This window comes from Candidatus Baltobacteraceae bacterium (assembly GCA_036488875.1).
Classification (GTDB): domain Bacteria; phylum Vulcanimicrobiota; class Vulcanimicrobiia; order Vulcanimicrobiales; family Vulcanimicrobiaceae; genus JAFAHZ01.
The window spans coordinates 197957-221992 of the sequence record DASXGW010000013.1 but is presented as its reverse complement, the minus strand read 5'-3'; the positions used below and the strand labels follow the sequence as shown (position 1 = coordinate 221992).

Below are 24036 nucleotides of genomic sequence, written 5' to 3'. Positions count from 1 at the left end.
GCTAGTGCGTGTGCGTGAAGTTGCCGACGCGCACGAACTGCTGCATCGCGTCTAACGCGTAGCGCATACCTAGGGGATTGTCCGGACGGCCGACCATCTCGAAGTACCGGTGCGGATCAATGTTGAGGGTGCGCGTTTGAATCATGTCGACGCGAACGCCTCCCAGGAAATCGGTCATCGCCTCGAGTTCGGCCTTCTCGTCGGTTACGCCCGGATGTGTCAGCAGATTGAGGCTGACGCGCAATCCGGCGTCCGACGCGACGCGAATCGACTCCAGCACGTCGTCGATTGCGTACCCAATCGGACGGTAATATGCAGCGTAGGATTGCGGGCGGAACGAGTTCAAGCTGACGCGAACGGCCTGCAGCCCCGCATCGATGCAGCGTCGCAACTCGCCGGGCATGCTGCCGTTGGTATTGAGATTAATCGTTCCGTTCTCGCGCTCGGAGCGAATCACTTCGATGGCGCGCGCGATCGAAATCGCCCGCAGGAGCGGCTCGCCCTCGCAGCCTTGTCCGAACGAGACGATCCCGTCCTCGACGCGGTCGAGGTGCGCGACCGCGACGCGCGCGAGCTCTTGCGCGGTCACCTCGTAGGCGATTCGTCGTTGGGGCGACGGCATGCCGGCATCCGGTTCGAGTTCGGAGATGCAGCCGACGCACCGCGCGTTGCACTTGGGCGAAACCGGAAGCGCGGCTTCGCCGCGTTCGAGAAAGACGTTTTGCGCCGTAAAGCAGCCGTAGTCGCGCGAGCAGAGCGCAACCTGTCGCAGCACGCCGTTCTCCGGATCGCGCGACAGCCGGCGCTCGATTATCGCTTCGAGCTCGCCCTCGGCAAAGTACCGCGGCTGCCAATCTTCGGATTCGTCGGTCTTCATCGCACCGACGTACAGCTCGTCGTCGACCACGCAGGCAAACGTGTACCCGAACAGCGGCAGCGGCGGTGCGTCCGGAAGCTCTTCGTAGGCCGGAAGCAACAATCGCGTGTAGCCGGCGGGGAGTGCGACTGCTAACGGGTAGATACGCCTGCCCTTCGACTTCGCGCCTGCGGCGCTACGCTCAGGATGACAATCTCGCAGCAATGGTCTGCGCTCGGGTAAGATCATTTGCACGATGCCGGGGGGCGCGGGGATGAGTTCGTTCATCGATGCGCGACGAACGATGCCGCCGTCGGCTAGCGGCTCGACCTCTTCGTCGTAATAGATCCGTCCTTCGCGATCGCAGTACGGAAGTCCAATCAGATGACGGCTCCTGCTTCGACGCGGACCGCGGTGTCGAAGACCCGCACCGCCGGACCGGTAAGAAACGCTTGACCCGCTCCGTTCCACTCGACGACGAGCCGGCCGCCCGGAACGAGAACGTCCACCGGTGACTCGACCAAATTTCGGTCGATCGCCGCCGCCGCGCACGCGACCGCGCCGGTGCCGCACGCCATCGTCAGTCCGACGCCGCGTTCCCAGTGCCGTACGCGCAACACGTTCTTCTCCTCGAGGGCGGCGAGGTGCACGTTGGTTCCGTTGGACAAGCCCTCCATCGCTTGCATGCGCGTCGCGACCATCGTCAGATCGACGTCGTCGACGCGCTCGCGAAAGAGGACGACGTGCGGATTGCCCACGTCGACGAAGCGCGCGTCGTCCATAAAACGCACCGGTTCGGGTCGCACGCGTGGAGCGCCGATTGCCGCACGCACGAGGTACTCGGGTTCGCGCGCGACGACCGACGTCTCGACGACTCCGGCGAGCGTTTCGAATCGCAGGCGATCGCCTTCACCGGCCTCTTCGAGCCAGCGCGCAGCGCAGCGAATGCCGTTGCCGCACATCTCCGCCTCGCTGCCGTCGGCGTTGAAGATGCGCATGCGCACGTCGGCGACCGCCGACTGGTCGATAACGATGAGTCCGTCGCCGCCTATGCCGGCGCGGCGGTCGCACCCCCAGCGCGCGAACGCGGGCAAATCGTCGATAGGGCTAGTGCGGTGGTCCAGAACGATGAAGTCGTTGCGTGCCCCGTGCATCTTCGTGACGGGCGTCATGTCAGGTCGGCTCGCTGACCTCGGCGCCGTTGGCCCCGACGCCCGCGTCGTTGCCGCTGACGGTTACGGCGGCGACCGGGGAGATCGTCGAAATCGCGTGCTTGTAAATCAAGTGCGTCTTGCGTTCGTACTCCAGGAGCACCGTAAAGGGGTCGAACCCTTTGACGACTCCGCGAAGCTGAAAGCCGTTGACCAGGTACACGGTCACGGTCGAACCCTGCCGCTTACACTCGGCAAGGAACGCGTCCTGAAGACCCGCGGGCATAGTTAGGTTGCCTTCGGAGACCACCCGAGATTCTCCCGTACGGCGCGTTCCACGGCGTTGGGCTGCAGCCATAGCGTTTCGCGCTCTCCGCGGAACCACGCGCGCTGGCGGCGCGCGTAGCGCCGGGTCGCTCGAACGAGCAGCGTGCGGAGTTCGCGCTCGGTGATCCAACCACGTCCAAAGGCGAGCGCTTGAGGGTAGCCCACCGCGTCGGCGGCGACGGCACCGGCACCGACGCGCTCGGCCTCTTCGACGAACCCGCGCCCGAGCATACGATCCGCACGCGCCGCAATGCGCTCGTCGAGCACATCGAGCGGCAAGTCGAGAAAAACGAGGAGCGCTGAAACGCCTGCCGTGACTAGGTTTCGCCTGCCCTTCGACTTCGGCGCTTCGCGCCTACGCTCAGGATGACAGATAAGGGCGACTTCTAAGGCGCGAAGCACCCGATACGTGTCGGCGGGATCGAGTGCGGCGGCGCGCTCCCTGTCGTGCACCGAGAGCCATGCGTGCAAAAACTCCGGCGGATGCGAACGTGCTTCGGCTGCCAGACGGCCGCGCAGCGCTTCGTCGTATTCCGGCGCGAGCTCCACGCGTCCGAGCAGGGAGCGAATGTAGAAACCCGTTCCGCCCGCGATGATGACGCGTTTGCCGCGCCGGCGGATCTCCTCGACCGCCGCCATCGCATCCTCGACGTAGCGCGCGGCCGAATACCGGTCGCAGGGATCGAGAAAGTCCACCATGTGATGCGAAACGACCGCAAGCTGCTCGGCCGAAGGCATCGCCGTTCCGATCGGCATGCTGCGATAGATCTGGCGCGAATCGGCACCGACGATCTCGGCATCGAACCGCAGCGCCAGCTCGACGGCAAGGGCCGTCTTCCCACTCGCCGTCGCTCCGGCGAGGACGAGCACGCCGTCGCTCACGTGCGTTTGAAGAGGCGCGCGATCTCTCCGGGATCGAGCCGGACCATCGTCGGCCGGCCGTGCGGGCAGTGCATGGGATTGACGCACTGCTGCAGCCGCTCGACCAGGGTCGCCATCTCTTCGGGTTCCAAACGTTCGCCGGCAATCGTTACGCTGTGACACGCCAGCGACGCCCAAACGCGCTCGCGCACGTCGCGCTGTTTGGGATCCTCCGTGAGATCGCTCAAGAAACCGCCCAGATCGAACGTCCGCGCGCCGAAGCCCGCTGGGGTTGCGAGAATCCGATAGGAGCGCTCGCCGAAGCCTTCGATCTCGAGGCCGCCCTCGTTGAGCGTCTCCAGCACGCGATCGAGCGCCGCGCTCTGCGTCGCGTCGAGCTCGACGACGTGCGGCACCAGCATCGGCTCGTTCGGCGCAGGTTTGCGGGCTCGCTCGACGATCGATTCGTAGGCGATACGCTCGTGCGCGGCGTGCTGGTCGACCAGCAACAGGGCGTCGCCGTCGGTGGCGACGATGTAGGTACGGTGCAGCTGCGCGAGCACGCGCAGACGATGGCTCGGAACGTCGGCGGCGTCGCCCACCGGCCGTTCGAACAGCGACTGCACGTGAGCCAAACTCGTGTCGACGCTGTCGGGAAGCGCCGAGACTCCGGCCGCCGGCGCAGTGTGTTCGCGAAAACGCGCGGATGCGTCGCGGTGCAAAGTCGCGGAGATCGCGCGGCGCGCCGCCTCGAAAACCTGATTGGGAAAGCGCAGCCGCACGTCGCTCTTGGTGGGATGCACGTTGGGATCCACGTGTTCGGGCGAAAGCTCGAGAAACAGCACGCCGTACGGCTGACGCCCGATCATCGCAAACGTTGCGTACCCCGCGGTCCAGGCGCCCGCCATCAAGATGCTGCGCAGCAGCCTGCCGTTGACGAAGAGCAGCTGCATGCGCCGGTCGGGGCGGTCGTGGCCCGGCGCGCTGACGTAACCGCGCAGGCGTCCATCCAACGTGCTCGCCGCCGACTCGTCGATCGGGAGCAGCCACTGTGCCGCATCGCGCCCGAAAACCATGGCGAGCCGCTCGCGTTCGTCGGCGGTCTGCGGCATCGTCCAGACGTCCTTGCCGTCGTGCCGAAGCGCGAACGTTACCTTCGGATACGCTAGAGCAAAGCTGGAGAGCCACGACGAGATGCGATTGAACTCGGTCTGGGCCGACCGCAGGTACTCGCGGCGCACCGGCACGTTGCCGAACAAATTTTCCACGCGCACGCGCGTCCCCGGCGGCGACGCTACAGGCTCGACGGCCTCCGTGCGCTCCGCGTGTGCGCGCACGCGCGCGCCGACCTCCTCCGACGACGGGCGCGAAACGATCTCGAGTTGCGAAACGGCGGCGATCGACGCCAGACCCTCTCCACGAAAACCCAGCGTCGCAATCGACTCCAGGTCGCTCGCGGTCGCGAGCTTGCTCGTCGCATGGCGGCGCACGGCTAGCGGCAACTCGCCGCGGTCGAGTCCTGCGCCATCGTCGGCGACCTCGATGGAATCGATTCCACCGCGCTCGAGAATCACCGTAATGCGCGACGCGCCGGCATCGACCGCATTTTCGACCAGTTCTTTGACGACCGAGGCCGGGCGCTCGATGATCTCGCCGGCCGCGATTTGGCCGATGGTGACCGCGTCGAGTTCCACGATTTTCACGACGCCGACCGGTTCTGGCCCCAAGGAGAGGCTGCCTCCATCAATAAACGTCACGCCCATGATTGCAGAAGGCGCTACAATGCCGGCGGTGACTCTGCTCGACGACGAAGGCCGCGAGGTCGACACGACGAGCCTACTGGGTGGTCCGCTGGTTCTCTGGTTCTATCCGAAAGACGACACACCGGGTTGAACGAGCGAAGCTTCGCAGTTCCGCGACGTTTACGCAAAGTTTCAAGCGAAAAACGCCCGGATCGTCGGAGTGAGCTGCGACTCGGTCGAGTCGCATCAAGCGTTCAAAAAGAAATACTCGATTCCGTTCGCACTGCTCGCCGATACCGATGGAAAGCTGTGCGAAGCGTTCGGCGTTCCAAACGAAAAGTATCCGCAACGTTCGACGTTTCTCATCGATGCCGGCGGCACGATCCGTAAGGTGTGGCCGAAGGTCGACGTCAAGGGACACGCCTTGGACGTCTTAGCAAACCTCTAAGAAGAATCGCCGCCCAAGAACGTCAACTGGCGTTCTTGCGGCGGCTTCTTGGGCATCTTCTTTCGCAATGGTACTTGCGCTTCCACGTCGGCGTGTCCCGAGAGCGCGTCGGCGATTTCTTGCGCGCGCTCGACGACGGCTTCGGGCAATCCGGCCATACGCGCTACCTCGATACCGAACGATCGCGAGGAGCTGCCGGGCTGCACGCGGTGCGAAAAAACCGGCGCTCCGCCGCGCGCGGTATTTTCGACCGCCGTAATGTGATAGTTCGCTACTTGCGTCCAATGCTCGGTCAGCGCGCACAGTTCGTGAAAGTGCGTCGCAAAGAGCACCATCGGTGCCCACTCCTCGAGACCGAGCAAGAACTCGCAGATCGCTTGAGCGATCGAGAGCCCGTCGAGCGTCCCGGTACCACGACCGACCTCGTCGATCAACAGCAGCGATCGATGCGTGCTGCGCCGCAAGATGTTCGCCGCTTCGGCCATCTCCATGTAAAACGTCGATTGACCCGATGCCAAGTCGTCGCCGGCGCCGATGCGCGTGAAGATCCGATCGACGATCCCCAAGCGCATGCTCTTGGCGGGGACGAACGAACCGACGTGCGCCATGATCGCCAGCAGACCGGCTTGACGCAAGTACGTCGACTTACCGCCCATGTTCGGTCCGGTGAGCAGAATGAAACGATGCCCGTCGTCGCGCAGCTGTAGGTCGTTGGGAACGAAGTTGGTGCGCAAGACGGCTTCCATCACCGGATGGCGTCCGTCTTCGATCCCGACGACGCTTTCTTCGACGAACTCCGGCCGAACGTATCCGCGCTCGGCGGCACACTGTGCCAGCGACGTGAGCGCGTCGATGGTCGCGATCGTGTCGGCAGCCTGCAGCAGATCGTCGATCTGCGCGGCGACGCGATCGACGAGCGCTTCGAAGAGCTGCGTCTCGAGACGCTGCTGTCGCGACTGCGCGGTTGAGATGGCCAGCTCCAGATCCTTGAGCTCGGGCGTGATGTATCGTTCGCCCGTCGTGAGCGTCTGTTTGCGAACGTAATCGGCCGGAACGCTGCCGGCTTGGCTCTTGCTGACCTCGATCGCGTATCCGAAGGCGCTTGCGTACTTGATCTTCAGCGTTTTGATGCCGGTGCGTTCCCGCTCGCGTTCTTCGAGTTCGGAAAGACGCGATCGAACGTCGGTCCGCAACGCGATGCACTCGGCCAAATCGGCATTGGCCTCGTGACGAATCACGCCGCCGTCGCCCAGAAGCGCCGGAGGCTCGTCGACGAGCGTCGTCTGCAGATCATCTAATAGCCCGGAGAAATCGGCTATGCCGTCGAGCATCGGTACGATCGCTCGCGGCAGCACGGCGCGCAACGGCAACAACACGTCGAGCGTGCGCCGGAGCGATGCCAGATCGCGCGGACCGGCACGCCGGAACCGCACTTTCTGCGCGATTCGCTCGAGATCGAAACAGCCTCTGAGAATCTCGCGAACGGCCTGCCGGCATGCGTGTTCTTCCAGCAACGTCGCCACGCATTCTTGACGTTTGCCGATCGCGTCGCGATCAACCAGCGGTGCGAGAATCCAGCGCGCCAGCATGCGCGATCCCATCGACGTCGCGCACTGATCGAGCGTCGCCAGCAAGGTTGCTCGCGGGTTCTGACCCTGTGCGCGCGTGAGCTCGAGGTTCTTACGCGTCGCCGGATCGAGGGCGAGAAAGGTTTGGCTGCGGTAAAACTGCGGCGTTTGGAGTCCGCCGTCGCCGTTGGTCACGCCGGTGCGACGCACGAACGCGCCGAGCGCGTCGAGCGCGCGATGGATCGCCAGCGACTCGTCGTGCGAGAACTGCTCGATGGCGCCGCGCGGGCGCGCCTCGACCAGACCGAGCACTGGGGCCGCCAAGCGCGCGCCGACGTTCTCGATCGCGGTTCCCATCGCGGCGCGCAATCCGGCCGGCAGATCGGCCACGACCTCGGCGGGTCCGATGCGGCCCAGCTCGGTTAGGACGTCGTCGTACGCACTCTCGCCGCCGAACGCCGTCGCGGCGCAGTAGCCCGTCGAAACGTCGGCGTAGGCGACCGCGAACGTCTCTTCGATCGCGGCAATCGCGGCGAGATAGTTGTTCTGCTTCCCGTCGAGCAGCTGTTCCTCGACCAGCGTGCCGGGCGTCACGAGCCGCACAACCTCGCGTCGCACGAGCTTGTTGGGCTGCGGAACCTCCAACTGCTCCGCCAGCGCCACGATGAAGCGCTGCTGCACCAGCCGCGCCAGGTATTGCGTCAGCGCGTGATGCGGCACGCCTGCCATAGCGACGCGTTTACCGCCGCCGGCTTCCTTGCTCGTCAGAGCTATTTGCAGCGCGCGCGCAATCGTTTCGGCGTCCTCGCCGTACGCTTCGTAGAAATCGCCGACGCGCGACAGCAGAATCGCTTCGGGGTGCTTACCTTTCATCCCGAAGTACTGCTCGAGCATCGGCGAATACTTCGCGGCGCTCACTTCAGAGCAGGCTTAGCACGGGTGCTTCAACGGACCTGCCGCCGTCGTCAAAGCTTGCGGATCGCCGAAGGATCGTGCCGGTGCATCCCCAGAGGCGCGCCGCGTCGACGCGGACGTCCGTCCAAGGCGTTGCCGCGTACCCGGCTTCGTCGTAATCGGCCGGCTTCGGCACGACGACCGTCACGTTGTCGAGCGCTTTGACGGTAAGCTTGGTCGCGTCTTTCTTTGACGTCCCGCACGTCAGCGCGCGCACGGTTGCTCCAACCTTGCGATCGTGATACGCGCGAGTCGACGCGTTCTGCGCGGCGACTAAGCGCGCGAAGCGCTCCGCTGCGACGTCTTTGGGTACCTGTTCCCACTGCGCGGCGGGCGTTCCACGTCGAATCGAATACACGAACATGAACGCGTTACTGAAAACGTCGGTGCGCACGTAATCGAGCGTCGCTTCAAAATCGTCTTCGGTTTCGCCGGGAAATCCGACGATCACGTCGGTGGTGATCGCCCAATTCGGCAAGTACCGGTGGATCAGATCGACCTTCTCCCGGAACTGTGCCGACGTGTACTTGCGGTTCATCCGGCGCAGTACCGCGTCGCTGGCGGATTGCAGCGGTAAATGGATGCGCGGATTGAGGCAGTCTACGGACGCCAGATCGGCGATCATCTTCTCGCTGAAATCCTTGGGATGCGGCGAGATGAACGTCAAACGCTCCAAGCCCGGCAGATCCGCTACGAGTTTGCACAGGTCGCCGAAATCGGCGCCGGCGACCGGATCGCGCCACGCGTTGACCGTTTGTCCGACGAGCATGACCTCGCGCGCGCCGGCCGCGATCTTGGCGCGAACCTCGTCGACGATTTCCGCGATGGGACGGTGATCGAAGCGCCCGCGGACGTGCGGCACGATGCAAAACGTACAGTAGTAGGAGCAGCCGCGCTGGACGTTGACGAACGCGCGCAGATGCGAGAACGCATCGGCGATCGCATCGGGCGTTCCGCCGAGCGGCTCGAGCAGCGACCGATCGTCGCTGAAATCCACGTTCTCAGCGAACCCGGGCTGCCAAGCGGCGAGCTGATCGCCGAGCTGCGCCAGCTCTTTGGTGCCGAACACCGCGTCGACGTGGGGGGCGAGCTTCTGCATGCGGTCGCGATCCTGCTCGGCCAAGCACCCCATCACGACCAGCCGCACGTGCGAAGCGGCGTCCTTGAGGCTCTTAAAGTGGTTCATCCGCCCGTACGCTCGGCGTTCGGCCTTGTCGCGGACGGTGCACGTGTTGATCAGCAGCACGTCGGCCTCTTCGGGCACGGCGGTAACGGCATAGCCCGCGGAAACGGCGCGGTCGGCCACGTACTGGGAGTCGGCCTCGTTCATCTGGCAGCCGAAGGTCTCGATATAAATGTTGGGCATCGCGGCCGGGGGTGATTCGACGGGTGGGGGCGCCTTCACCCCGCGTCTAACACAACGGGCCTCGTGGATACCGAACCCCTCTCCGACGTTGCCGGCGGCGCGCTGCACCCTTCCACCGTCGCCATCGTGGGGCGCCCGAACGTCGGCAAGAGCGCGCTCTTCAACCGGCTGATTGGCCAGCGACTGGCGATCGTCGAGGATACGCCCGGCGTGACGCGCGACCGCTTGTACGCTCTATGCGACTGGCGCGGACGCGTGTTCTCCGTCGTCGATACCGCCGGTATCGATCCCGACGCCGACGTCGCGCACGGCGAGCAGTTCGCCGAGGCGACGCGACGCCAAGCCGAGGCCGCGGCGGAAGAAGCCGAGGTCGTGGTCTTCGTGGTCGACGCGCAGACCGGGCTGCATCCGCTCGACGACGACGTCGCGCGCATCTTGCGCGCGAAACGCCGCCCGATCGTTCTCGTGGCCAATAAAGCGGAGTCACCCAGCGCCGCCGCGTCGGTGCACGCCGAGTTCTCGCGCTTGGGTTTTGGCGAACCGGTTGCCGTGTCGGCAATCCACGGTGAAGGCACCGGCGATCTGCTCGATCGCGTCGTCGACCTGCTGCCGCCCGAAGCGCCGGACGCGACGCCCGCCGGCGAGCTCGCGCTGGCGATCATCGGACGTCCGAACGTCGGAAAGAGTTCGCTGCTCAACGCGCTGCTGGGTGAGGAACGCGCGATCGTCTCCGAGGTTCCGGGAACCACGCGAGACGCCATCGACACGCTCCTTACTTTGCACGATCGCAAGATTCGCTTGATCGATACGGCCGGCGTTCGCAAGAAACCCGAGGCGCACGGTGCGATCGAGTACTACTCGGCGCTGCGTTCGCTCAACGCGATCGCTCGCTGCGATATCGCGCTGCTCGTCTTCGACGCAATGACCGGCGTGACCGCACAGGACCGCCGGCTCGCGGGCATCGCCATCGAAGAACGTAAAGGGCTCATCCTCGTCGGCAACAAGTGGGATCTGGTGCGCGAGCAAGGCGGCGACTACAGTCAGGGCGAGCTCGCCAATGCGATTGCGGACTTAATTCCGTTCGCGCGCTTCGCGCCGATCACGTTTTTGTCGGCAAAGACGCACCGCCGGCTCGGAAGCCTGATGCCGGTCGTCAATCGCGTAGCCGAGAACCTCGATCGCAGGATCGCGACCGCGCCGCTCAATTCGATCGTACGCGACGCCGTGCTCGCGCATCCGGCTCCTGCCGTCGGCGGCCGATTGTTCAAGATTTACTACGCGACGCAGCCGGCAACGCATCCGCCGCTGTTCATCTTTCACTGCAACGATCCGGACTTGGTCGTAACGCACTACCGGCGCTTTATCGAAAACATCCTGCGCCAGCACTTCGATTTCGAAGGCGTGCCGTTGACCCTGGAGTTCCGTCCGCGCCGCGAAACGGATCCCGAAGCGTGATAGCCGTCGCTTTCATCCTCGCTTTCCTCATCGGGTCGGTTCCATTCGGTTACGTTATCGGACGCTTCTTCTACCGTACCGATATTCGCACGCAGGGCTCGGGGAATATCGGCGCGATGAACGCGCTGCGCACGCTCGGAAAAGGCGGAGCCGCTGCCGTTCTGCTGCTCGACGCGCTCAAGGGCTTCGTACCGGCATTTTTGGCGAACGCGTACTTCGGACACGTTTACGCTGCAATCGTCGCTGCGGGCGCGGTGCTGGGTCATTGCTATTCGCCGTGGCTGAAGTTCAAAGGCGGCAAAGGCGTCGCGACGTCGTTCGGTGCGATCTTCGGATTGTGCTGGCCGGCCGGACTCGTCGCGGTCGCGGGATGGATTGCCGGCGCCGCGATCACGCGTTACTCGTCGGTCGGCTCGATGTTCGGCAGCATCCTCGCACCGATCGCGCTGTGGTTCGTTACGGGGTCGATCGTGGAGACGGCATATGGGGTTTTCGCTGCGATACTTATCGTATTCAAGCACCGTGACAACATCGGTCGCATCCGCGCCGGGACGGAAGGCCCTATCCGCCTGTCGAAGCCCAGGCCCCTATGATTTCGTCGAACGATCTCCGTAACGGCGTGACGATCGTCGTGGACGGGAACCTCTGGACCGTCATCGAGTTCCTGCACGTCAAGCCTGGAAAAGGGTCGGCCTTCGTCCGCACGCGCCTCAAGAACGTGAAAACCGGCACGACCTTGGAGCGCACGTTCCGCGCCGGCGAAAAACTCGAGCGCGCGACCGTGGACAACCGCTCGATGCAGATGCTTTATAACGACGCGGACGGGTTCCACTTCATGGATCAGGAGTCGTTCGAAAACGTCACCATCCAGCGCGACCTCATCGGCGGTCCGGCCGACTTTCTCAAAGACGGCATGGTCGTCGACGTGCAGTTTCACGACGGCACACCAATCGGCGTCGACCTTCCGGCGCACGTCGAGTTGAAGATCGTCGAAACCGATCCCGGCTTCAAGGGCGACACCGCCACTAACACGACCAAGCCGGCCAAGCTCGAGACGGGCGCGACCGTTCAGGTCCCCCTCTTCGTCGAGAGCGGCAACGTCATTCGCATCGACACCCGCGACCGCCGATACATAGGTAGAGCGAACTAACGTAAGAGGAGGAGCTCATGCCGGCTAAGGTCCGCGCACTCGTCATCGCCTTAGCCCTTGGCGCGCTCGCAAGCGCCATCGGCGAAACGCTCCAGCTTCTCCCGCTCAGTACTTTCCCATTAGCCAATCGAATCGCCGACTTGGTAGCCCACGTCGGCGTCATGGATTACTCGCAGCAGCTCGGCTTCGGCCAACCGGCTTACGATGGCGAGCCAAACCCAAATATCGGCATCATCGACGTCGACGATATCACCTACAAGAAGATGGGCTTTCCGTTCCCGCGCTGCTATTACGGACAGCTCGTAAAGAAACTCAAAGCGGCCGGCGCTAAGACCGTCGTCTTCGATATCGACTTTCTCAACCCGAGCCGCTTCGGTCCGCAGGACGACAAATGTTTCGCGGACGGATTGCGCGCCATGCCTTCCGTCCTCGGATATACGGTAAATACGACCTCCACCGGCCAGATCGGCGTTGAGGCCACCGATCCGGCGTTAGCGCCCTACGCGGCTGCGCTCGGCCATACCACCCTCGATACGCCCGGCGGCTACGTCATCGGCCAACCCATCGAGATCGATACGGGCAGCACGGGCGAACACAGCAACCAGCACTTCTATGCACTCGCCGCGGCCGGCGTGTCGACGTTTTATGGAAAGCCTCTCAATCTGCAGGCCGTTCCGACGTACCAGGGCGTTATGCTGCTTCTGCCGCCCCGAATGCAGCATCACCAAGACCTAGAAACCGAAACAGAGACGCTGCAGCCCGAATATCCGGGTCGTGGTATCGAATCGTTTTCAAGCACCTACTCAATGAGCGTCAGCGAGCTTCGCGTTTTCGCAAAGGGCGCGATCATTTACATCGGTGGAACGGCTACGGCCCTGACCGACTATGCGGATACCGCGCGCGGACGCCGTCCGGGACTTTTCATCAACGCCCGTTTTGCCGACCAACTGATGCGCGGGTATTTCCTGCGAGTCGCACCCATTTGGTTCGACATTTTGCTGGCTATCGGACTGCCGCTGCTGGCCGCCGTATCGTTCACGCTGATGCGGACGTCGCAAGCGATTCTCATTTCGCTGTTTGCTACCGTCGTTTACGCCTACCTGAACTTGGCGATTTTCGTCAAGCTCCTGATTTGGATCGACTTGGTCCACGTCGTCGGCGCGATGATTCTGGGCACGATGTTCGTGGCGATCTACCGCGTGATCAACGAGGGCTCGCAGCGGCGCATGGTGACCAACATGTTCGGCATGCACGTTAGCCCGGCGATCGTGGCAGACATCCTCAAGCAAGACGACCCGAAGGGGGCGCTCGCGCTCAAGGGCAAACGCGTCAAGGCGACGATTTTCTACAGCGACATTCGCGGCTTCACGTCGATGAGCGAAACGATGACCCCGGAAGAGATCTACACGCAGCTCAACGAGTACTTCGAAGAGATGTGCAACATCATCTTCGAGTACGGCGGCTATGTCGACAAGTTCATCGGCGACTGCGTCATGGCGGTCTTCTCGGCGCCGTATCAAACGCCCGACGACGCGAAGAACGCCGTCATCTCCGCGGTCAAGCAGCAAGAGAAGATCCTCGAGTTGTCGGCAAAGTGGAAAGCCGAGGGCAAAAAAGAGTTCACGGTAGGCATGGGGATCAACACCGGCGAGCTCGTGATGGGCAACCTGGGTGCCAGTTCGCGCATGAACTACACCGTCATCGGCGACAACGTCAACGTGGCGGCGCGTTTGTATAACGTCGCCAAAGGCGGCGAAATCATTATCAGCGAGTCGACCTATTCGGAATGCAAAGAGATCGTCGACGTTGACGAACTCGAGCCGGTCGCGGTAAAAGGCAAAGTTCAGCCCATCAAGATCTACAACGTCAAGAGCCTTAAAGCGGCAGGGACCCCGGCATCGCCTCCGCCGGCTCCCCCCGAGTTACAGCCGGCCTAAGAAACCGCTATGCTGACGCGCGGTGGGGTGGAACTCTTCGCCGCGGCGTTCGTCGCGAGCGTCTTCGGCTCGATGGTCGGCTTGGGCGGCGGATTCATCTTCGTCCCCATTCTGCGGCTGTTTCTCGGATTCGCACCGGCCGAAGCCGCCGGCACATCGCTCGTGCTCATCGTGGCCAACAGTGCGAGCAGCGTCGCCACGTATCTTTGGCATCGGCGCGTCCACGTAAAGATCGGGCTCATCATCGCGCTCGGCGGATTGCCGACCAGCATACTCGGCGCGATTTTGGCGCTGCATATGCCGGCGAAGCTCTTCGATTGGATCCTAGCCGCGATCTTGGTCGCGGTCGCCGTCGATATGTTCTGGAACGCGGAACGCCGCCTCGCGGGCAGGCCGGAGCACTACCACGTCGCGCGCCTCAAAGGTATGTCGCATCGCGCGGCGTTCGGGATCGGTTTGGTCATCGGTCTGTTTTCCAGCCTTTTCGGATTGGGCGGCGGCATCGTGCTGGTGCCGACCTTGCTGTACTTCTCAGAACTCCCAGCACACGCGATCGGCGCGACGTCCCAGTTTGCGATCCTCCTGACGTCGCCGGTGGGTTTGGCAACGCACGCGTGGGAGCGTGACGTTGACGTCAGCGGTGCGATTCCGCTGATTCTCGGCGGCCTGCTGGGCGGTCCAATCGGCGCGCGGCTCTCGCTGCGACTGAAATCTCCTCAACTTCTCATCGCCGTCGCAGTAGCATTGGCCATTGCCGCCGTAAGTTTGATCTGGAAACACCTTTAGAGGAGTTCGATGCTTTCCGCGCAGGCCGCGCCGAGCATCTTTCGCTCGCGCGCTTTTCGACAGTATTTCATCGGGCAGTCGCTCAGCATGCTGGGCGACGGCTTGCGCACGCTCGCCGTTCCGCTGCTGGCCTATCACTTGACGCACTCGGCGCTGTCGACCGGCGGCGCCTTCATCTGCGAGACCGTGCCGTTCTCCGTCTTCGCATTGATCGGCGGATCGTTGGCCGATCGGCTCGACCGCCGCAAGCTGATGATCGGCTGCGACGCCGTGCGCTTTGCCGTCATGGCGTTCTTTGCGATCGCCTACTGGTTGCACTTCCTCACGCTGCCGATGATCTACGGCGGATTAGTGGTCATCTCGACCTGCGCCGCCGCCTTTTTAGGCGGACAATCGTCGAGTATCCCCTACATGCTCGGACGCGAACGGTCGACGGAAGCCATCGCGGTGCTGATCGCTTCGGAAAACACGTCGAACCTGGTCGCACCGGTCGTCGGGGGTGCCTTGTTCGCGTACTTCGGTCCGCTTCCGGCGTTAACGCTCAATGCGCTGACCTACCTTGCTTCGCAAATCTCGCTGTCGCGCATCGGGACACTCGGCCCCGAGACCGCCGGCGGATTGCCGTCGCTCGCTCAACTGCGCAACGACGTGATGCTCGGATTCCAACAGCTCTGGGGCGACCTCACCATGCGAGTTCAAACGCTCGCCGGCCTCGCGTTCAACTTCTTCGGTTTCGGTTGCTATGCAATATTAATTCCCTTTCTGAAAAAAGGCTTTGGCGCGACGGATCAGCAGGTGGGTATCTTTCTGGGCATTGCCGCCGGCGGAGCCGTAGCCGGGGCGGCGTTTGCCGCGAAGTTCGCGCGCCGCTGGCCGTTCGGACGCGCCCTCACCATGGCGTACGCGATTGACGCCCTCATTTTCATACCCGTCGTGCTGACGAAGAATCTCTGGCTAGCAGCGGCCTTCTGGGCGGCAGCGAACACCGTCGCCAACTTCGAAGTCGCGCAGATCATCGGTTTTCGCATGCGCGTCTCGCCCGAAGCGATGATCGGCCGAGTCATGGGTGCCGTGCGGCTGATCGTCCTCTCGTCGATTGCGCCGGGCGTATTGATTTTTGGCTACGTATCCGATAAATATTCGCCGCTCGCGGCGATGTGGATCGGCGCGGTCGGCTACATCGTCATCGCCGCCGTCGCCGTATCGATTCCGACGCTGCGAAACGAGACGCGTTGATGCACGCTCTGGTCCTCGCCGCGATAACGGTGCATCTCCTCAAGCTGCCAAACCACGCGACGATCGATCCGTTCGGAGGGCGCGCGCTGATGACGGTATCGGCCCGCGGTGAGGTTTCGGCCGTCGTTACCGTTCGGGGATACCTCACGCGCACCGTCGTTTGGCACGGAGCGCGGCCGGTCGCGCCAATCGGCGACGCGCAGGTGCTCGGCGACCTGCGGCGCCTGTGCGAGAACTTTCCGCAATCGTCGCTCGGGCCGGTGCTGGCGGGGACGCTGAGCGACGGCTCGGTCATCGCCACGATGCAATCTCCGGCGATCGTCGATCTCGACGACACGTCGGGACAGTACGCGCCGGTCGTGCTCCACCTGCGCAGCAATCAATGCTTGAATATGGGCAACGGCGTCGCGCTTGCAACGGCCGGCCTGTATACGGCCGGATATACCGCCTACATCAACGGCGTTCCGGCGCCCTCGAACGTCGTTTCGCAAAACGAACGCTTCGTGGCGATGCGCTGGCACGACCGTACGCGCGAGGCGCTGGGACCCGGGGTTGCCATCGGGATTACCGCCGCCGGAGACGCCGCCGGCGCCGACGTTCCGCCGGGCAAGGGAGCGGCATTCGCCGCCGCATCGCACGCGCGCGCGTGGATCGGCGGATCGGCGATCGAACCCGCGAACTCGGCCGCCGCGAGCGTCGCGTACGCTATCGATTCGCGCGACCGGGTCATCGGCATGATCGAAGACGGCGACGGACGTCACTACGCATTTCTTTGGGTCAACGGATCGCTGCATCGCCTCGACGACCTCGTGCGCGCTCCGGGGTGGCGCTTTGAGTGCGGATACGCCTTCGCCCCCGACGGCGGCATCGTGGGCATCGGAACCTATCGCGGCGACGCCGCGGCGTTTTCGATCGAGGGGCTTTAGGGCGTTTCGGAGCGGCCGCGCTCCTTCGCGCGATACATGGCGGCGTCGGCGGCGCGAATCAACGCTGCCGGCGTCGTGCCGTCTTTCGGAAAGAACGCGAGCCCGATGCTGCACCCCACCGAAGCGGTACGCTCGTCGTCCAGCCGAATCGGCTTGCGGACGGCCGCGGCGACGCGTTGCGCGAATTCGGCGGTCGACGCAGTATCTTTGACGCCCGCCTGAAGCACGACGAACTCGTCGCCGCCGATGCGCGCGACCAGGTCGGCGCTGCGAACGATCTCGTTCAGACGCTGCGCGATCTGTTGAAGAACCAGGTCGCCCGACTCGTGTCCCCACTCGTCGTTGATCGGCTTGAAGCGATCCAGATCGATGAAGTGCAGCGCGAACCCGTCTTGCGAGCGGCGTGCGCGCGCGATCGAGCGGGTGATTTCCTGATCCAGCTTCGTACGGTTGGGCAAGCCCGTAAGCGGGTCGCGCAGCGAATGCGCCTCGAGCTCGCGATCGTCGATTTCGCGTGCGACGGCACCGCCGACGAGGACGACCAGAAGATCGATGAAATCGAGATCGGATTGATCGAACTGCAGCTCGCGCGGACGCAAATCGAGAAACACGAGCGTACCGTAAGTCTCGCCGCGAATCGAAATCCGGCTTCCGATGCAGCTCTTCCCGCCATCGAAGTCGTCGAATGCGAGCGCGCGCGGACTTGCTGCGAGGCGCTCGCCGACATCGGCGGACGGAATCAAGCCGTCTTCGGGACCGAACCGGTGCCGGACCACGAACCCGCCGTCGCCGCGCTCCGTCACGAACCCGTACGCCATGCCCAGCGAGTCTGCTCCCAGCACCAGCGCCCGATCGATTTGCGTGCCGCCGCTGCCCGCGGACGAAGCCACGCGGTAGAGCGCGCTGAATCGATCGTCCTTTGCCGTCAGCCGGTTGGCCAGCGCGCGTTCGTGCGTAAGATCCTTAACCGTCATATAAAAGGCTTCGACGCGCTCCTTGACGCGCACGGGCAGCACGTCGACGGAAACGGGGATCTCGTGATCGCCGCGACAGAAGAGCGTCGCGTCGTAGGCGACCGCTCGGGGGTGCACGGTGAGATCGGCCAATCGCTCCTGCGCCATCTCGCGGCGGTCGGGCGGCGAAAACATCAGCGCCGACTTTCCCACGATTTCCTCGTTCCGATAGCCGCTGAGGCGCTCCATCGCGACGTTGATGGCGGAAATCGTGCCGTCGGGTTTCACCGCCGCCATCGCGTGCGCGCTCTGTTCGAACAGCGCGCGGTAGCGCTCCTGACTGGCGAGCATGTTCTGCTCGTACTGCTGCTCGGCGCTCACGTCGCGCGCGGATCCCACGACGCCGACCGTTCGACCGTGCACGACGATCGGGGCGAGATTCGTCACGACCGGGATGCGCGTGCTGCGGGCATCGACGAACACGGTTGCGAGTTCGTTGGCTTGGCCGGCAAGCGTCTGCGCGAATGCATGCTCTACCATGGCACGCTCTTCGGCGGCAACGTGCACGCTGAAGTGCTTGCCCGCGTGCTCGCTTCCCACGCCCAGACGCCGCACGGCTGCCGGATTGAACCTGACGATATGTCCGTGGACGTCGTACATGCACATCATCTCGGAGCTGTTCTCGAACATCGATGCAAAGCGCCGCTCGCGGCCGCGTGCGGCGATCGCGTAGCAGATGCAAACGAGCGCGATGGCAAAAGCAATCGCGGCAACGACGGTCATATGCGTTGCTCGCTACTTTGGGGGACCCAGCGGCTATGCCGCATCATTCATGATTTGGGGTACGTCATTTCCTTCGGAACGACGACTTTGTCGTATTGTTCCTCGGTAACGTGTCCCAGTTCCAGCGCCGCTTCCTTGAGCGTCTTCTTCTTATGGTGTGCGTGTTTGGCGATCTCCGCCGCCTTATCGTAGCCGATGTGCGGCGCGAGCGCCGTGACCACCATCAGCGACTCGTCGAGGTACTTCTTGATCTGTTCCTCGTTGGCTTGGAGTCCTTCGATCGCATGCTCGCGGAACATCGTGCACGCGTCGCGCAGCAGCGAGCACGAGTGCAGGAAGTTGTAGATCATCACCGGGTTGAACACGTTGAGCTCGAAGTTGCCCTGCGACGCGCCGAAGCTAATCGCGAGATCGTTGCCGTACACCTGTGCGACCACCATGGTCATCGCTTCGGACTGCGTCGGATTGACCTTGCCCGGCATGATCGAGCTGCCCGGCTCGTTCTCCGGCAAAACCAACTCGCCGATGCCGGCGCGGGGGCCCGAAGCCAGCCAGCGGACGTCGTTGGCGATCTTCATGAGCGCGGCGCCCAGCATCTTGAGCGCGCCCGACGCGAACACGAAATCGTCGTGCGACGCCAGTGCCGTGAACTTGTTCGGATGCGAGCGGAACGGTAATCCGGTCAGCTCCGAGATCTTCTTGGCGGTCCGCTCGCCGAACTCGGGATGCGCGTTGAGGCCGGTGCCGACGGCCGTGCCGCCGATAGCGAGATCGTATAGGTGATGCAAAGCTTCTTTGCACGCCACCATGGCGCGATCGAGCTGCGTCACGTATCCGGAGAACTCTTGGCCGAGCGTTAGCGGCGTCGCATCCTGCAGATGCGTGCGGCCGACTTTGACGATGTGCGACCACTGCTTCGCCTTCTCGTTGATGGCGTCGCGCAGTTTCTCTACCGCCGGCAGCATCGCGACCATCGCTTCGGCGGCAGCCATGTGCATGGCCGTCGGAAACGTGTCGTTGGACGATTGCGACATGTTGACGTGGTCGTTGGGATGCACCGGCTTCTTCGAGCCCATCTCGCCGCCCGCGATCTCGATCGCGCGGTTGCTGATGACCTCGTTGACGTTCATGTTCGTCTGCGTCCCCGAGCCGGTTTGCCACACGCGCAGCGGAAAGTGCGCGTCGAGCTTGCCGTCGATCACCTCGTCGGCGGCTTTCACGATGAGATCGCTCTGGGTGCCATCGAGCTTTCCGAGGTCGCGGTTGACCAGCGCGGCCGCCTTCTTGAGGGTGGCCATCGCGCGGATGACCTGCTTGGGCATCACGTCGCGCGGCCAGACGCCGTCACCGATGTCGAAGTGTATGAGCGAACGCGCGGATTGCGCGCCGTAGTACTTATCGGCCGGGACCTCGATCTTGCCCATCGAGTCGGTCTCGGTACGCGTTTTGGCCCCGTTGGGGGAAACCCGTGCAGTCGTCATAGCCGCATTATTTTCGCCCGCCGGCTCCGATCTCTGCCTGGACCTAGGTAGCAACCTGCCGGGAATCGTACTTGGCCGCCCATGCCTCTGACCGTGCGGACCGCGACCCCCGAGGATCTCGACGCGATCGCGCCCCTGTTCGACGCGTACCGGCAGTTTTTCACCGAAAAGCCGGATCTCGAGACCTCGCGCCGGTTTTTGGGCGAACGCTTGGAACGCGGCGAGTCCGTCGTGTTGGCGGCCTTCGAGCGCGAGCAGGCTACCGGCTTTTTACAGCTCTACCCGCTCTTCTCGTCGTGGTATTGCAAACGCCAGTGGTTTCTGAGCGACCTCTACGTCGACGAACGGTTCCGCGAGCGTGGAATCGGCAAGCACTTGGTCTCGGCCTGCGTCGATTACGCAAAACGCAGCGGCGCGCGCGCGATTTTAGTCGAGCTGCCGTTCTCGGAACCGCATCTGGTCAAGTTCTACGGTGAGTTGGGCTTCGCCAAGGACGACGTCTTCGAGTTATATCGACTCGTGTGTTAATGGCCGCGTTCGGCGGCGCGAAGGCCTTCGATCGTGTTCCCGATCGGGCGCATGTCGACGATCTCGTAAATCGTCAGCGGATACCGCGCGTCGAAGCGGCGCTTATTGCAACGCGCGCAGCTCACCGGCTTTCCGGGCCGTTTCTTGCGCAGGACTTCGAAGGCGCAGTGTTCGCACCGCAGCACGTATCGCTTGCTCGACTCGTTGAGCGGGCGCACGCTGCCGAGCTCGTGATAGATCGACGTGATGCCGCACTCGCGCGCCTTCTTCTTAAATAGCGGGCCATGGCCGGTGTCCCGGTAGCGCGCGTAACACCACGCGTGCACCATTTCGTGAAGCAGCGTCTCCTCGAGCGCGCCGGGATACTTGCGGAAATGCTTGGGCGAAAGCTCGATGACCAGCGGATTCTTGCCGTAACTGATGCGGCCGGCGGAGTTTGAGAACCGCTCGTTATAGGCAATGCGGCAGTCGGGAACCTCTCCGTTAAAAAACTGATAATTCAGCCGCGCAAAAAGAAGCTGAAGCTCTGATTCCGCCGGTAGACTCAATTTGTCGGTCACGAAAGATTATTTCGCCGCGCGTCCAAACGACTCTTGGTGCCAAGACAACCGTCGCGCGGCTTGCCGCCGCGTATTGCACTCCCGATCGTCGCGGTCGTATCTTTGATTTTCCTCGTTATTATGGCGTATCTCGTTGCCGAAGGGTTCGGCGTGACGGGCTCGGTCTTCGGCAAGGCTGCCAAGCCGGGTACGGTCGCAGGCGCGCAGCAGCAATCGCAGGGCTCGCAAGACAACGTCGAGGGCGGTCCGCCGCCCGCCGTCGCCGAGCAGCTCAAAACGTTGCGCGATCGGATTGCAAAGCATCCCGACGACGACGTCGCGATCACGCAGCTCGCGGATATGTACCTCGCCGCGAACCGGTACGCCGACGCGGTTCCGCTCTATCGCCAAGCGCTCAAGGCCAATCCGCGCAACGTCGCGGCGCAAACGGGTCTTGCAGAGGCGCAGGAAGCCTTACGCGAAACGAACTCCCAATGACCACCCTTCGACTTCGCCATCCATGGCTACGCTCAGGATGACACGGCACATCCTGTGCCTTGGATTGATGTGAAAATTTACATTTCCTCTGACATGGAGGGTACGGCGGGCGTGTGTTCGTGGAATCAAGTCGATCCGTCGAACGCACACGAGTATCCGATCTACCGCCGTTACATGACGCAAGAGATTCGCGCCGCGATCGAAGGCGCTCGCGCGGGCGGAGCGACCGATATTCTCGTCAACGACTCGCACTGGTCGATGCACAACCTGCTGTTCGACGAGCTGCCGCAGGACGACGGCCTGCGCATTCTGTCGGGCGCACCGAAGCCGCGTTCGATGGGGCAAGCACTCGACGGCGGGTTTAATGCGGTCTTTCTCACCGGCTACCACGCAAAAGCCGGCGATTCGGCCGCGCTCGCGCACACGATGACCGACCTCGTATACTCGGTGAGCGTCAACGGTATCCCATGCAGCGAGGCACTGATCTTTGCGGCGCTGGCGGGAAGCTACGGTGTTCCCGTCGTGCTGCTCACCGGCGATCGAACGATTTGCGACGAGACCGCGAAGTATTTGCCGTGGGCCGTCGGCGTGGCCGTCAAAGAGTCGATCGGCTTTTCTTCGGTCAACTCGCTGACGCCGAAGGCCGCTCAGGACGCGATTCGCGACGGAGCTCGAGCGGCAATGGGGCGCATCGGCGACGCCAAGCCATTCACGTTCGATCCGCCCTACGAGCTGATCGTCGAAACCCTCGGCGTGGAACACGCCGACATGATCGAGCTGATGCCCGAGTTCCGGCGTATCGGTACGCGCGCCGTGCGCTTCGGCGCCAACGATTACCGCATGCTTTTGCGGGCGTTTATCGTCGCTACGCGCATTGGCGCCGCCGCGAACGCGCGAGCGTAAAATATGAAGGTCTACATTTCTTGCGATATGGAAGGCGTGGCCGGCGTGTGCGCGTGGGAACAGGTCGACGCGCGCACCCCCCATCCGGAGTACGCCATTTACCGCCGCTACTACACGCAAGAGGTGTGCAGCGCGATCGAAGGCGCGCGAGCGGCCGGCGCGGGCGACGTTCTCGTGAACGACTCGCACGGCCCAATGCGCAATCTCGTTCTCGACGAAATGCCTTCCGACGTGCGGGTGCTCTTCGGCAACCGGAAGCCGCACTCGATGGTGCAGGACGCCGATCCGTCGTTCGGCGGAGCATTTTTCGTCGGCTACCACGGCGCGATCGGCGACGCGGACGCGGTTCTCGGTCACACCTACACGCCGTCGGTGATCTACGACGTGTCGGTCAACGGCGTCGTGTGCAGCGAAGCGACGCTCAACGCCGCACTGCTCGGACACGCCGGCGTTCCGCTGCTGCTCGTCACCGGCGACCGTACGACGGTCGAAGGCGTTCGCGGGCAGATGCCCTGGGTACAAGGCGTCGTCGTCAAAGAGTCGATCGGCACGTTTGCGGCCACGTCGCTGACGCCGGCCGCGGCGCAGCGCGCGATTCGCGACGGCGCGCGCGCCGCAATCGAAAATGCGGCAGCCGCAAAACCCTATCGCTTCGAACCGCCGATTCAGCTGGAAATCACGCTGGCCAAGACGGAGCAGGCCGATCTCGTCGAGATGATTCCGGGATTCGCGCGCACCGGGCCGCGCAGCGTGCGGTTCGAGCACGTCGACTTTCCGGTCGTCTTTCGCGCGTTCGTCGCCACATGGCGCTTGGGCGCGCAGGCGTGAAACGCTCGAGCGCGGCGCTCGGCGCCGCTGCGCTCGCCGGCCTTCTCGCCGCGACGCCGCGACCGCATGGAACGCTGCCTCCCGGCTTCGTGTATCTTTCCGACGTCGCTCCGTCGATCGTTCAAGACATGCGCTATGCCGGCGACTATAATCTCGTCGGCCGTCCGATCGCCGGTTACGACGCTCCTGAGTGCGTCCTCACCAAACAGGCCGCCCAAGCACTGGCCGGCGCCCAGCGCGAGATCGGCGACATCGGACTGACCCTGCGCGTCTACGACTGTTACGCCCCAACGCGCGCCACCGGCGACCTTGTTGCCTGGAGCAAGAATCCGTCGGACCAGGCGATGAAAGCCGCGTTTTATCCGCGCGTCCCGAAAACCAAGCTCTTCGCGCTCGGCTTCCTCGACGTCAAGTCGGCGCACTCGCGCGGAAGCAGCGTCGACGTGACGATCGAACGCCTTCCGCTTCGCGATCTGCCCCGCTACGCCAAAGGCGACGCGCTGTACTCGTGCGTCGGCCCGTATCGAGAACGCTATCACGACGGATCGATCGATATGGGTACGACGTTCGATTGCATGGACGAGCTCTCGCGCACCGACGCCGACGTCGGCCCGATCGCCGCATCGCACCGGCAAACGCTTGCGACGGTCATGCACAAACACGGTTTTACCAGCCACAAGGAAGAGTGGTGGCACTACACGCTGCGGTGGGAGCCGTTTCCAAAGACCTATTTCGACTTCCCTATCGAAAGTCGCTAAAG

Annotated in this window: 23 protein-coding genes and 1 pseudogene; 14 read left to right on the top strand and 10 right to left on the bottom strand. The window is 63.5% G+C overall.

The window, feature by feature from the left end; genetic code table 11:
- Window position 1: 1 nt before the first annotated feature.
- The 5 genes from VGG89_15620 to mutL all read right to left on the bottom strand — a co-directional run bounded on the left by VGG89_15620 (window position 2) and on the right by mutL (window position 4922).
- On the bottom strand, window positions 2-1144 hold the full coding sequence (locus VGG89_15620) for a radical SAM protein (protein ID HEY1977981.1): 1143 nt from the start codon (window positions 1142-1144) through the stop codon (window positions 2-4).
- A 92-nt stretch (window positions 1145-1236) separates the two neighbouring features.
- Window positions 1237-2028, bottom strand: coding sequence for a diaminopimelate epimerase (dapF, locus tag VGG89_15615; protein HEY1977980.1), 792 nt, complete (start codon window positions 2026-2028; stop codon window positions 1237-1239).
- A gap of 1 nt (window position 2029) precedes the next feature.
- A complete protein-coding gene (gene hfq, locus VGG89_15610; GenBank protein ID HEY1977979.1) occupies window positions 2030-2293 on the bottom strand; it encodes an RNA chaperone Hfq in 264 nt (87 codons plus the stop codon).
- A gap of 2 nt (window positions 2294-2295) precedes the next feature.
- Window positions 2296-3216 carry a tRNA (adenosine(37)-N6)-dimethylallyltransferase MiaA gene (gene miaA / locus VGG89_15605; protein ID HEY1977978.1) on the bottom strand — a complete coding sequence of 307 codons (921 nt, stop codon included), beginning with the start codon at window positions 3214-3216 and terminating at the stop codon, window positions 2296-2298.
- A complete protein-coding gene (mutL, locus tag VGG89_15600; protein HEY1977977.1) occupies window positions 3213-4922 on the bottom strand; it encodes a DNA mismatch repair endonuclease MutL in 1710 nt (569 codons plus the stop codon). Before mutL ends, miaA begins: the two co-directional genes overlap by 4 nt.
- A gap of 34 nt (window positions 4923-4956) precedes the next feature.
- Between mutL and VGG89_15595 the strand changes: the two genes are divergently transcribed.
- Both VGG89_15595 and VGG89_15590 read left to right on the top strand, forming a co-directional pair.
- Window positions 4957-5088 carry a hypothetical protein gene (locus tag VGG89_15595; protein HEY1977976.1) on the top strand — a complete coding sequence of 44 codons (132 nt, stop codon included), beginning with the start codon at window positions 4957-4959 and terminating at the stop codon, window positions 5086-5088.
- 12 nt (window positions 5089-5100) lie between these two features.
- Window positions 5101-5385, top strand: a pseudogene (locus VGG89_15590) (peroxiredoxin).
- Here VGG89_15590 and mutS read toward each other — a convergent pair.
- Both mutS and miaB read right to left on the bottom strand, forming a co-directional pair.
- Window positions 5382-7871: a DNA mismatch repair protein MutS gene (gene mutS / locus VGG89_15585; protein HEY1977975.1), complete on the bottom strand. Its 2490-nt coding sequence runs from the start codon at window positions 7869-7871 to the stop codon at window positions 5382-5384. The pseudogene VGG89_15590 and the gene mutS sit on opposite strands and share 4 nt — an antisense overlap.
- A 1-nt stretch (window position 7872) precedes the next feature.
- Window positions 7873-9273 carry a tRNA (N6-isopentenyl adenosine(37)-C2)-methylthiotransferase MiaB gene (gene miaB / locus VGG89_15580; protein ID HEY1977974.1) on the bottom strand — a complete coding sequence of 467 codons (1401 nt, stop codon included), beginning with the start codon at window positions 9271-9273 and terminating at the stop codon, window positions 7873-7875.
- 63 nt (window positions 9274-9336) lie between these two features.
- Here miaB and der point away from each other — a divergent pair, with 63 nt between their 5' ends.
- Genes der through VGG89_15545 form a run of 7 tightly spaced genes read left to right on the top strand, consistent with a single transcriptional unit; the run spans window position 9337 to window position 16763 of the window.
- Window positions 9337-10728 (top strand): ribosome biogenesis GTPase Der, encoded by a 1392-nt coding sequence (gene der, locus VGG89_15575; protein ID HEY1977973.1) that lies wholly within the window; start codon window positions 9337-9339, stop codon window positions 10726-10728.
- A complete protein-coding gene (plsY, locus tag VGG89_15570) occupies window positions 10725-11321 on the top strand; it encodes a glycerol-3-phosphate 1-O-acyltransferase PlsY (GenBank protein HEY1977972.1) in 597 nt (198 codons plus the stop codon). The genes der and plsY overlap by 4 nt, the downstream gene beginning before the upstream one ends.
- Window positions 11318-11878, top strand: a complete 561-nt coding sequence (efp, locus tag VGG89_15565) for an elongation factor P (protein HEY1977971.1) — start codon at window positions 11318-11320, stop codon at window positions 11876-11878. Before plsY ends, efp begins: the two co-directional genes overlap by 4 nt.
- Before the next feature lie 17 nt (window positions 11879-11895).
- Window positions 11896-13815, top strand: a complete 1920-nt coding sequence (locus tag VGG89_15560) for an adenylate/guanylate cyclase domain-containing protein (GenBank protein ID HEY1977970.1) — start codon at window positions 11896-11898, stop codon at window positions 13813-13815.
- Window positions 13816-13824: 9 nt separating this feature from the next.
- On the top strand, window positions 13825-14601 hold the full coding sequence (locus VGG89_15555; protein ID HEY1977969.1) for a sulfite exporter TauE/SafE family protein: 777 nt from the start codon (window positions 13825-13827) through the stop codon (window positions 14599-14601).
- 9 nt (window positions 14602-14610) lie between these two features.
- Window positions 14611-15837, top strand: coding sequence for an MFS transporter (locus VGG89_15550; protein ID HEY1977968.1), 1227 nt, complete (start codon window positions 14611-14613; stop codon window positions 15835-15837).
- On the top strand, window positions 15837-16763 hold the full coding sequence (locus VGG89_15545) for a hypothetical protein (protein ID HEY1977967.1): 927 nt from the start codon (window positions 15837-15839) through the stop codon (window positions 16761-16763). The genes VGG89_15550 and VGG89_15545 overlap by 1 nt, the downstream gene beginning before the upstream one ends.
- Here the strand turns inward: VGG89_15545 and VGG89_15540 are convergent.
- Both VGG89_15540 and fumC read right to left on the bottom strand, forming a co-directional pair.
- Complete coding sequence (locus VGG89_15540; GenBank protein HEY1977966.1) at window positions 16760-18499, bottom strand: diguanylate cyclase; 1740 nt, start codon at window positions 18497-18499, stop codon at window positions 16760-16762. The genes VGG89_15545 and VGG89_15540 overlap by 4 nt on opposite strands.
- Before the next feature lie 47 nt (window positions 18500-18546).
- A complete protein-coding gene (gene fumC / locus VGG89_15535; GenBank protein ID HEY1977965.1) occupies window positions 18547-19980 on the bottom strand; it encodes a class II fumarate hydratase in 1434 nt (477 codons plus the stop codon).
- Window positions 19981-20061: 81 nt separating this feature from the next.
- Here fumC and VGG89_15530 point away from each other — a divergent pair, with 81 nt between their 5' ends.
- Window positions 20062-20508 carry a GNAT family N-acetyltransferase gene (locus VGG89_15530; protein ID HEY1977964.1) on the top strand — a complete coding sequence of 149 codons (447 nt, stop codon included), beginning with the start codon at window positions 20062-20064 and terminating at the stop codon, window positions 20506-20508.
- Here the strand turns inward: VGG89_15530 and VGG89_15525 are convergent.
- On the bottom strand, window positions 20505-21068 hold the full coding sequence (locus tag VGG89_15525; GenBank protein ID HEY1977963.1) for a SprT-like domain-containing protein: 564 nt from the start codon (window positions 21066-21068) through the stop codon (window positions 20505-20507). The two genes, VGG89_15530 and VGG89_15525, sit on opposite strands and share 4 nt — an antisense overlap.
- Window positions 21069-21104: 36 nt before the next feature.
- Here VGG89_15525 and VGG89_15520 point away from each other — a divergent pair, with 36 nt between their 5' ends.
- Genes VGG89_15520 through VGG89_15505 form a run of 4 tightly spaced genes read left to right on the top strand, consistent with a single transcriptional unit; the run spans window position 21105 to window position 24034 of the window.
- Window positions 21105-21545 carry a tetratricopeptide repeat protein gene (locus VGG89_15520; protein HEY1977962.1) on the top strand — a complete coding sequence of 147 codons (441 nt, stop codon included), beginning with the start codon at window positions 21105-21107 and terminating at the stop codon, window positions 21543-21545.
- A gap of 54 nt (window positions 21546-21599) precedes the next feature.
- Window positions 21600-22448, top strand: a complete 849-nt coding sequence (locus VGG89_15515; protein ID HEY1977961.1) for a M55 family metallopeptidase — start codon at window positions 21600-21602, stop codon at window positions 22446-22448.
- Window positions 22449-22451: 3 nt separating this feature from the next.
- Window positions 22452-23276, top strand: coding sequence for a M55 family metallopeptidase (locus VGG89_15510; protein HEY1977960.1), 825 nt, complete (start codon window positions 22452-22454; stop codon window positions 23274-23276).
- On the top strand, window positions 23273-24034 hold the full coding sequence (locus VGG89_15505) for a M15 family metallopeptidase (GenBank protein HEY1977959.1): 762 nt from the start codon (window positions 23273-23275) through the stop codon (window positions 24032-24034). The genes VGG89_15510 and VGG89_15505 overlap by 4 nt, the downstream gene beginning before the upstream one ends.
- Window positions 24035-24036 lie beyond the last annotated feature (2 nt).

Coding starts and splice junctions, on each gene's coding strand:
- VGG89_15620 (HEY1977981.1), bottom strand. CDS start 1,144: ATGAACGAACTCATCCCCGCGCCCCCCGGCATCGTGCAAATGATCTTA.
- dapF (HEY1977980.1), bottom strand. CDS start 2,028: ATGACGCCCGTCACGAAGATGCACGGGGCACGCAACGACTTCATCGTT.
- hfq (HEY1977979.1), bottom strand. CDS start 2,293: ATGCCCGCGGGTCTTCAGGACGCGTTCCTTGCCGAGTGTAAGCGGCAG.
- VGG89_15595 (HEY1977976.1), top strand. CDS start 4,957: ATGATTGCAGAAGGCGCTACAATGCCGGCGGTGACTCTGCTCGACGAC.
- miaB (HEY1977974.1), bottom strand. CDS start 9,273: ATGCCCAACATTTATATCGAGACCTTCGGCTGCCAGATGAACGAGGCC.
- efp (HEY1977971.1), top strand. CDS start 11,318: ATGATTTCGTCGAACGATCTCCGTAACGGCGTGACGATCGTCGTGGAC.
- VGG89_15560 (HEY1977970.1), top strand. CDS start 11,896: ATGCCGGCTAAGGTCCGCGCACTCGTCATCGCCTTAGCCCTTGGCGCG.
- VGG89_15555 (HEY1977969.1), top strand. CDS start 13,825: ATGCTGACGCGCGGTGGGGTGGAACTCTTCGCCGCGGCGTTCGTCGCG.
- VGG89_15550 (HEY1977968.1), top strand. CDS start 14,611: ATGCTTTCCGCGCAGGCCGCGCCGAGCATCTTTCGCTCGCGCGCTTTT.
- VGG89_15545 (HEY1977967.1), top strand. CDS start 15,837: ATGCACGCTCTGGTCCTCGCCGCGATAACGGTGCATCTCCTCAAGCTG.
- VGG89_15540 (HEY1977966.1), bottom strand. CDS start 18,499: ATGACCGTCGTTGCCGCGATTGCTTTTGCCATCGCGCTCGTTTGCATC.
- fumC (HEY1977965.1), bottom strand. CDS start 19,980: ATGACGACTGCACGGGTTTCCCCCAACGGGGCCAAAACGCGTACCGAG.
- VGG89_15530 (HEY1977964.1), top strand. CDS start 20,062: ATGCCTCTGACCGTGCGGACCGCGACCCCCGAGGATCTCGACGCGATC.
- VGG89_15510 (HEY1977960.1), top strand. CDS start 22,452: ATGAAGGTCTACATTTCTTGCGATATGGAAGGCGTGGCCGGCGTGTGC.